This window comes from Bradyrhizobium sp. NBAIM08 (genome assembly GCF_020193935.1).
Lineage (GTDB): Bacteria > Pseudomonadota > Alphaproteobacteria > Rhizobiales > Xanthobacteraceae > Bradyrhizobium > Bradyrhizobium yuanmingense.
Map to the genome: position 1 here is coordinate 1 of NZ_JADYVR010000853.1, position 410 is coordinate 410.

A 410-nucleotide genomic window follows, 5' to 3' on the forward strand; every position below is an offset into this window, starting at 1 on the left:
CTTCAATGATTTCGTGCAGCACGCGCGGGGAGTGCCGCACGGCGAGAAGATGAGGATCGTCGAACGCTTCCGGCTGACCGATCCGGACACGATGAGCATCGAGACGACCATCTCTGATCCCGATGCTTTGATCGTGCCGTACACGACCACCGCATCGTTGCGACGTCATCGCGATTGGACGATTTCCGAATACGTCTGCGAAGAGAACAATCGGAACTCGGTCGATACGAGCGGCAAAGCGGGAATAGATTCGACACTGCCGGGCACCAACAAGAAATAGCGAGGACACAGATGAGACCTTTTGCCCTGTACCCATCTCTCGCGCTCGCGGTACTCGTCGTGGCGGTCGTGCCGGCTGCAGCGCATCACTCGTTCGCTGCCTTTGATATGACGAACCAGAAGACGGTTAC

Annotated in this window: 1 protein-coding gene; it reads left to right on the forward strand. The window is 57.3% G+C overall.

The features are described 5' to 3' along the window. A partial coding sequence (locus tag I6F37_RS42385) for a hypothetical protein (RefSeq protein WP_225154732.1) occupies positions 1–280 on the forward strand: 280 nt, incomplete at its 5' end. Between the last annotated feature and the right edge of the window lie 130 nt (positions 281–410).